Annotated in this window: 9 protein-coding genes; 2 read left to right on the top strand and 7 right to left on the bottom strand. The window is 54.1% G+C overall.

Features of this window, described 5'->3' with window-relative positions; genetic code table 11:
- Both PFRI_RS21800 and PFRI_RS21795 read left to right on the top strand, forming a co-directional pair.
- Window positions 1–548, top strand: a 548-nt coding sequence (locus PFRI_RS21800; RefSeq protein WP_139292077.1) for a TSUP family transporter, incomplete at its 5' end; no start/stop codon positions are given.
- Complete coding sequence (locus PFRI_RS21795; RefSeq protein WP_170124901.1) at window positions 473–829, top strand: TSUP family transporter; 357 nt, start codon at window positions 473–475, stop codon at window positions 827–829. The genes PFRI_RS21800 and PFRI_RS21795, both read left to right, overlap by 76 nt.
- 8 nt (window positions 830–837) lie before the next feature.
- On the opposite strand, the gene PFRI_RS03110 is transcribed toward PFRI_RS21795, so the two are convergent.
- From PFRI_RS03110 to PFRI_RS03080, 7 genes are all read right to left on the bottom strand, one after another.
- Entirely contained in the window at window positions 838–1,347 is a 510-nt protein-coding gene (locus PFRI_RS03110; protein WP_072629289.1) for a DUF3299 domain-containing protein, read from the bottom strand.
- Window positions 1,341–1,841 (bottom strand): DUF3299 domain-containing protein, encoded by a 501-nt coding sequence (locus tag PFRI_RS03105; protein ID WP_072629288.1) that lies wholly within the window; start codon window positions 1,839–1,841, stop codon window positions 1,341–1,343. The genes PFRI_RS03110 and PFRI_RS03105 overlap by 7 nt, the downstream gene beginning before the upstream one ends.
- 22 nt (window positions 1,842–1,863) lie before the next feature.
- Window positions 1,864–3,114 carry an ABC transporter permease gene (locus tag PFRI_RS03100; RefSeq protein WP_072629287.1) on the bottom strand — a complete coding sequence of 417 codons (1,251 nt, stop codon included), beginning with the start codon at window positions 3,112–3,114 and terminating at the stop codon, window positions 1,864–1,866.
- Window positions 3,111–3,761, bottom strand: a complete 651-nt coding sequence (locus tag PFRI_RS03095; protein WP_420541314.1) for an ABC transporter ATP-binding protein — start codon at window positions 3,759–3,761, stop codon at window positions 3,111–3,113. Before PFRI_RS03095 ends, PFRI_RS03100 begins: the two co-directional genes overlap by 4 nt.
- A gap of 51 nt (window positions 3,762–3,812) precedes the next feature.
- Window positions 3,813–4,469 (bottom strand): zinc uptake protein ZrgA, encoded by a 657-nt coding sequence (gene zrgA / locus PFRI_RS03090; RefSeq protein ID WP_072629285.1) that lies wholly within the window; start codon window positions 4,467–4,469, stop codon window positions 3,813–3,815.
- 211 nt (window positions 4,470–4,680) lie between these two features.
- Entirely contained in the window at window positions 4,681–5,091 is a 411-nt protein-coding gene (locus PFRI_RS03085) for a DUF1801 domain-containing protein (protein ID WP_211317826.1), read from the bottom strand.
- A complete protein-coding gene (locus PFRI_RS03080; RefSeq protein WP_084649580.1) occupies window positions 5,088–5,942 on the bottom strand; it encodes an AraC family transcriptional regulator in 855 nt (284 codons plus the stop codon). The genes PFRI_RS03085 and PFRI_RS03080 overlap by 4 nt, the downstream gene beginning before the upstream one ends.
- Window positions 5,943–6,098 lie beyond the last annotated feature (156 nt).

Raw genomic sequence — 6,098 nt, 5'->3', positions numbered from 1 at the left:
TGCACTATGGCGCATTGCGACGCCGATTGATGCAGGAGCCATCCACCCCATCCGCACTAAGCGATCCATATGCTATCATCATTATCTTCGCCGCATTGTTCTGTGGCGGTACGCTGAAAGGGGCGCTTGGTATGGGTTCCCCTGTAGTGGCGGTGCCTGTCATGGCCAGTTTTGTTGATGTGCGACTTGCGGTGGTTGTGATGGTCGTGCCCAACCTGATTACAAATATCGCGCAGATCCGCACTTACAAAAGCGCGCGGATGCAGGGGACGTTTTCAATGCGCTTTGCGCTTTGCGCTTTGCGCTTTGCGCTTGCAGGCGCGTTTGGGGCTGGCGTTGGAAGTTTTGCGCTTGTGCTGTTTTCTGCAACGGTTTTGAAGATTATCGTTGCTTGCGCCGTTTTAGATATGTCACGCTTCGGATTTTGCGGCCCGACTTTTCGATCACTCTGGAATCTGCAACGGCGCTTGCGTTGCCTTTTGGTGCACTTTCGGGTATTTTTCAGGGCGCAGCGGGTGTCTCTGCGCCGATTTCCACGAGTTTTCTAAATGCCGTGAAATTGCAGAGGCCGACGGTCATTGTCACCATCTCGACGCTTTTTGTGGCGATGAGCGTCGTGCAAATTCCCATCCTCGCCTTGTTTGGCATTATGACGCTTCAAACCGCATTTATGGGGGTTTTGGTGTTGCTGCCCTTGTTTGTGGGCATGTCCGTGGGTGCCAGCTTGGCAAAGCGAATGGATACGAAAACATTTGATCGTGCGATCTTGGCGGTTCTTGTTGTTCTCGCGGCCAAGCAATTTTGGGATGCTGGTTTCGCGGCTCTGTGAGTGCCCGCTCAAAGCCGGAACGGCTCGATTTTATCGGCGGACAGCGCATAGCCAATCTCGGCTAGGTGCGTGCGCAAAGATGAGACGCCGAACATGCCAATCACATTGACAGGTTCAAACAGCCCTTTGCTTTCATATGGAATTTCAGTCGTCACAAAAACCAGTTGGTTTGCAGGTGGTGGTGGTACGTGGACGCAGGCCCCTGCAAAGGGCACTAGAATAAACGCTGTTACGCCGGTTCCGCGTTGATCAATGGGGACAACAAAGCCGGGTAAACGCACGATCTCGCCATTCCAATCGGTGCGCACACCGCTTGATGCCGGCTGTTGACTGCTGACGGGCGCTTGGTCGTGATCTATCAAGCCGCGAAAGGCTTGTGGGATCACGGTTTCATTCGGGGGTAATAGATCGCTCCACTCAAGGTCAATGAACTCTTCAGCGCGCGCAACGCTTGGCATCCATGCAGATGCTGCCAGTCCCGCGAGCACAGAGCGACGTTGGAGCAAATGGTTCACCATTCATAGATTTCCATTTTTTCGGCCGTGATCGCGTAACCGGTTTGTCCAAGGTCTGTTGATTGCAACTGGGTGCGCATCTTGCCGATGACCCAAACAGGGTACCAGAGGTCATCTCCCGGCCACGGTGTTTCTGCGTTGACCATCACAAGCTGGTTTGCAGGTGGGGGGGGCGTGTGGATGCAAGCCCCTGTGTAGGGGACGAGCATGAATTCTGTCACACCTTTGGCACTGACATCGAAAGGGATGATAAACCCCGGCATTTTGATGTACGCACCATCGAGGGTATCGTTCAGCTTTGTTGCGTTCTCGTCGTAGATCGGGTTCCACGTGTCGTTGACTTCGTCGAGTTCGCCCTCTCCGATAATTTCTGAATAGGGCACGCCGGGCGGCAATAGATCGTCCCAAGTGATTTCACGTGGCGTGGCTGCAAACGCTGCGCGCGGCGCAGCAAGCGAGCCTGACAAAAGCATCAAAGTTGATCTACGGGAAATCATTGCACTTACCTCGCTTTGAGCGTCACGTTTTCACTATCATACCATCTGCGACGGACATTCTGTAAGCCCTAAGCGCAGGCACCATGCTCACAATTGCGCCAGCAGCGATGACGGCGAGCATGACCCAGACTTCGCGCAGGCTCGGCGGATCAATCGTCAGCCACAGACCAAAGGCACTGTCGAGAATGGGTTGCGCGATAAATAACCCTAGATACAACAGCGCCAATCCAAGCAGCGCGCCCAACGCCGCCATTAGCATCGCCTCGAGCACGAGCATGCTGAGAATGGTCATCGGTCGTGCGCCCATAGCGCGAAAGATAGCCATCTCGCGGCGGCGTTCGTTGAGGCTGGAAAAGATCGTTGCCATCATCCCGATCAGCGCGGTCACAACCACCATGAATGAGACAGCAAGCAGGGCAGTTTCTGCGATGCCGACAATGCTCCAAAGTTCTTGCAAGGCGACGCCGGGAAGGATCGCGAGCAGGGGTTCTTGCGAATATTCATTGATCGCGCGTTGCAATCTAAAGGTCTGCAAAGGGCTTTTCACACCGACAAGCGCTGCGGTGATCGCGCTTGGTTTCAGATCCATCTCACGGATCACATCCACTGGTGTTGCCTGTCCTTGCACCTGCGCACCGCCTTGCCAATCCACATGGATCGCTTCAATCGCCTCCATGCTGACAATCACCGTGCGATCTACCGGCGTGCCGGTTTTGCGCAAAATGCCAGAGACGCGAAACGGTTGATCTTTGTGCTCGGAAAACGAAGCCAGACCATGCGCGACGACGATTGGATCGCCGACACGATAGTTCAAAGTCGCCGCAACATCTGCCCCGATCACTGTGTCAAACAGATCATCCATGATCAGGCCATCTGCCATTTCAAGCGATCTGCCTTGGCGATATTTGTAATGTTCGAAAAAGGCTTGGGTCGTTCCCATGACCCTGAATTGGCGATGACTGTCCCCGAGTGAGATGGGGACGATCCAGTCAACCTCTGGCCGCGCGGCGATGTCTTGATAGCTTTGCCACGTCACGTTGTTCGTGGCGTTACCGATGCGAAATACCGAATAGAGCAGGAGTTGCACCGAACCAGAGCGCGCGCCAACGATGAGATCGGTACCTGAAATAGTGTCGGCAAAACTGGCTTTGGCCCCTGTGCGCACCTTCTCTACACTCAAGAAAAGCGCGACGGACAAAGCAATCGCAAGGATCGTCATTCCGACGGTCAAAGCGCGCGCGAATAACGACGCTATAGCGAGGCGGAGTATCATGGCGTGCCTCTTTCAATCTGCGCAATGTCTTCCATTCGGATCACCCGATCAAAGCGTTCCCCCAAGCGTGGATCATGGCTGACCATCAAGAGCGAGGTGTCATGCGCGGCAGTCTGCGCAAACAGTAAATCAAGGAACGCGGCTTGGCTGTTCGCATCCAGCGCGGATGTGGGTTCATCTGCAATGATGAGCGGCGGTTGACCGATCAGCGCGCGCGCGACTGCGACGCGTTGTTGCTGCCCAACGCTAAGTGCTGTGGCTTTGGTGTTGAATACTCCGCTGGGCAAGCCAAGAGCAGAGCACAGGTTTGACGCTTGCGCAGTCGCATCCTTTGCACGTTTGCGTCGCGCAGGGGCAAAGCGCAGCGGCAATAGGATATTGTCACCAACAGTGCCAAAAGGCAGCAGGTTAAACTGTTGAAAGATTACGCCAATCTGCTCGGCTCTGAATCTATCGCGCTTGCCGCCAGAGAGCTTTGTAATGTCTTGCCCCGCGATTTGAACCACGCCGCTGGTCGGCAGGATCGTACCGCAAATCAGGGACAAAAGCGTCGATTTCCCTGACCCGCTTTCGCCAAGAAGTAACACGGATTCCCCTTTCCCAACCGACAGGTTTGGGACACGCAAGGAAAATCCCGCCTGTCCCATCCACCGAAATTCGACGTCAGAAAGTTGAAGAACCGCGTCCGTCACCTTTTCCTAGCGCCCTAGGTCGAGAACGGGTGCGTCACGTGTCGCTTCAAAAGATTGCGCGCCGCTGCTTGAGATAAGCTGAACTTCGACTTCCGTCGCATTGGGGAAGGTTTGGAAGTAAGCAAATGAAATCTCGTTCAATGCATCAGGGCCATCGCAGTTCAGCATATATTCCGCATGGAACTCTGTGTGAGCGGCTTTTTTTGCATGCGCGTCGTGATCGTCGTCGTCATGCCCTGTTTCTTTGTGGGCTTCATGATCGTGATCGTCATGGTCTTTGTGGCCTTCATCGGCGTGATCATCGTGTTTATCTTCGTCATGCTTGTGCTTGCTGTGATCATCATGCGCTTCTTCGCTTTCGAGTTCGGCGCTTGCGTTTGTGACTGTGCACATCGCGCCAGCTGGTAACACGAACAAATCAAGCGGGGCGTTCAGCGCCGCGATTGCAGTCTCTATCGCAGCGAGGTCCGCATCGCTTTTCGCGACATATTCAAAACCAACAATGTCAGCGCCGGGTGCGTGAAACTCCATAGCGACACTTGTGCCATCTATCGCAATGTTGAGCGCTCCAACACCGTGTTCATGAGCATCAAGTTGACGAGAGTCCTCTGCGAAAACAGGGAGTGCTGTAAGAAGTGCTACTGCAGTAAGGGTTGTTTTCATGTGATCCTCTTGTCGGGTTGATTGCGAGATGTGATCTTGGCACAACCCGTTCTCGCAACGCGGTACCATGCTCTGTAGCTCAGATGGTTTGAAAGGTCCTGACTTTCAAGGAATGCATGGGGCTTTCACTCTGAGTTCATGAAAGTTTTAAAGTGAGTGCTCAAAAAAGTGGTGTTTGGACATGCCGCGCTTTCATGAGGTCACAATGGCTTTAGCTACGCAAATGATAAGTCAGTGCAGCACCGATTGCGAACTTGAGAGCTGTCTCGACGGGGTCATCTAGCCTTGGCAGCAAAATCGCGCGGTTCTTTGAATATGACAGCTCTGCACCAAAACGCGCGCGCATCTCTTCAACCAAAGTTGTTTTACAGTTGAAAAAGATCGCCGGCTGGCCGCGTTGCTTTTCAATGGCCAAGCGTATGGTGCTGCCGGTCTTTTTCTTGCAGGTGATGTAGGCAGGTTCCCCCCAACGCAAGGTTTCCTCTATTTCGCCGATGTGTTCATCTTCGCGCGCGACCTCGAAGATTAAGGCGCGCGCTTGCAAGAGAATGTCCCGCTGTGCTGGTTCGAGGCTTTCGAAGACAGAGGAAACGGGGCTTGGGATTGCGTTCATATAGCTCATGACGCCACCTCGATTGGCAAGTAGATGTCGCTGCGCAAGTCCGCAGGTTTGGTATCAACGGGCGAGTTCAAGTAGCTCTCAAAGCCGGGGTGGTCCGAAATATCATAACCCGATTGTGGCAACCAAACGCCATAAAGCCAGCGATAGGCGTCTTTCATGTCCGCGTAGGGGCCGGTGTATTCAAGCTTGGCGTAGCTGCCTGCGGGGCGCAACAATTCCTTGGTGCCTGACGGGATTTCGGTGTCATCCGAGCAGGGGGTACAGGCCGCTGAGCGCAGTTGGTTTTCTGCGACGAGATCGGGATCATCGTAAAAGATAGCCTGCATTTGTGTCTGAGGTCCTAGCAATTCCGCTTGCGCCAAAGTGCCAAACAATTGCGCCATCGCCGCGTCTATTTGCAGGTATGGCCCTGCGTGAGGAACGCTTATACACCGCACTGCGCTTAGGTGTTCAACTGACACTTTGAAGCCTTGCGCATCTGCCTTTGTATTGGCTGCTTTGAAAGCCGCGTGACTGCCGCGCTGACGGTACGCTGCGGGGCTGTCGTTGTATGCCTCTTTGAACGCACGCGAAAAGGCGTCTTGCGATCCATATTGCGCGAGGGCGGCGATCTTGGCGATCTCCATGTCCGAATTGGCAAGGCGGTCTGCCGCGCGCTGAAGGCGCAAGCGGCGTAACGTGTTGGCCACTGTTTCGCCGCTCATCGCGGTATAGATGCGGTGCCAGTGGTAGCTCGACAGGCAAGCCACTTCGGACAATTCATCCATGCCGATATCGCTCTCAAGGTTTGCATGCAGATAAGCCGTGACGCGCTCAAGACGGCTGCGGTAGCTTTGCTCAGTCGTTTTCATGTTCATTCTCCAGTCCATGTTGTCTGGATGTCAGACTAGGAGAGGTCGAACCGACAAATCCTGCTATCTTTCAGTTTATACACAGAGTCCTCGAGCACCCGACTTTTGACGGGTTGACGTCTGACCGTAGAACGATTCAGCTAACCGCATGATCCG

Origin of the sequence: Planktotalea frisia, assembly GCF_001890925.1 — a bacterium.
GTDB lineage: Bacteria > Pseudomonadota > Alphaproteobacteria > Rhodobacterales > Rhodobacteraceae > Planktotalea > Planktotalea frisia.
This window is presented reverse-complemented; position numbering and strand designations above follow the sequence as displayed.

Excerpts from the sequence above, each read along its gene's own strand:
- PFRI_RS03100 (WP_072629287.1), bottom strand. The coding sequence starts at position 3,114 with ATGATACTCCGCCTCGCTATAGCGTCGTTATTCGCGCGCGCTTTGACC.
- PFRI_RS03095 (WP_420541314.1), bottom strand. The coding sequence starts at position 3,761 with ATGGGACAGGCGGGATTTTCCTTGCGTGTCCCAAACCTGTCGGTTGGG.
- PFRI_RS03105 (WP_072629288.1), bottom strand. The coding sequence starts at position 1,841 with ATGATTTCCCGTAGATCAACTTTGATGCTTTTGTCAGGCTCGCTTGCT.
- PFRI_RS03085 (WP_211317826.1), bottom strand. The coding sequence starts at position 5,091 with ATGAGCTATATGAACGCAATCCCAAGCCCCGTTTCCTCTGTCTTCGAA.
- PFRI_RS03110 (WP_072629289.1), bottom strand. The coding sequence starts at position 1,347 with ATGGTGAACCATTTGCTCCAACGTCGCTCTGTGCTCGCGGGACTGGCA.
- zrgA (WP_072629285.1), bottom strand. The coding sequence starts at position 4,469 with ATGAAAACAACCCTTACTGCAGTAGCACTTCTTACAGCACTCCCTGTT.
- PFRI_RS03080 (WP_084649580.1), bottom strand. The coding sequence starts at position 5,942 with ATGAAAACGACTGAGCAAAGCTACCGCAGCCGTCTTGAGCGCGTCACG.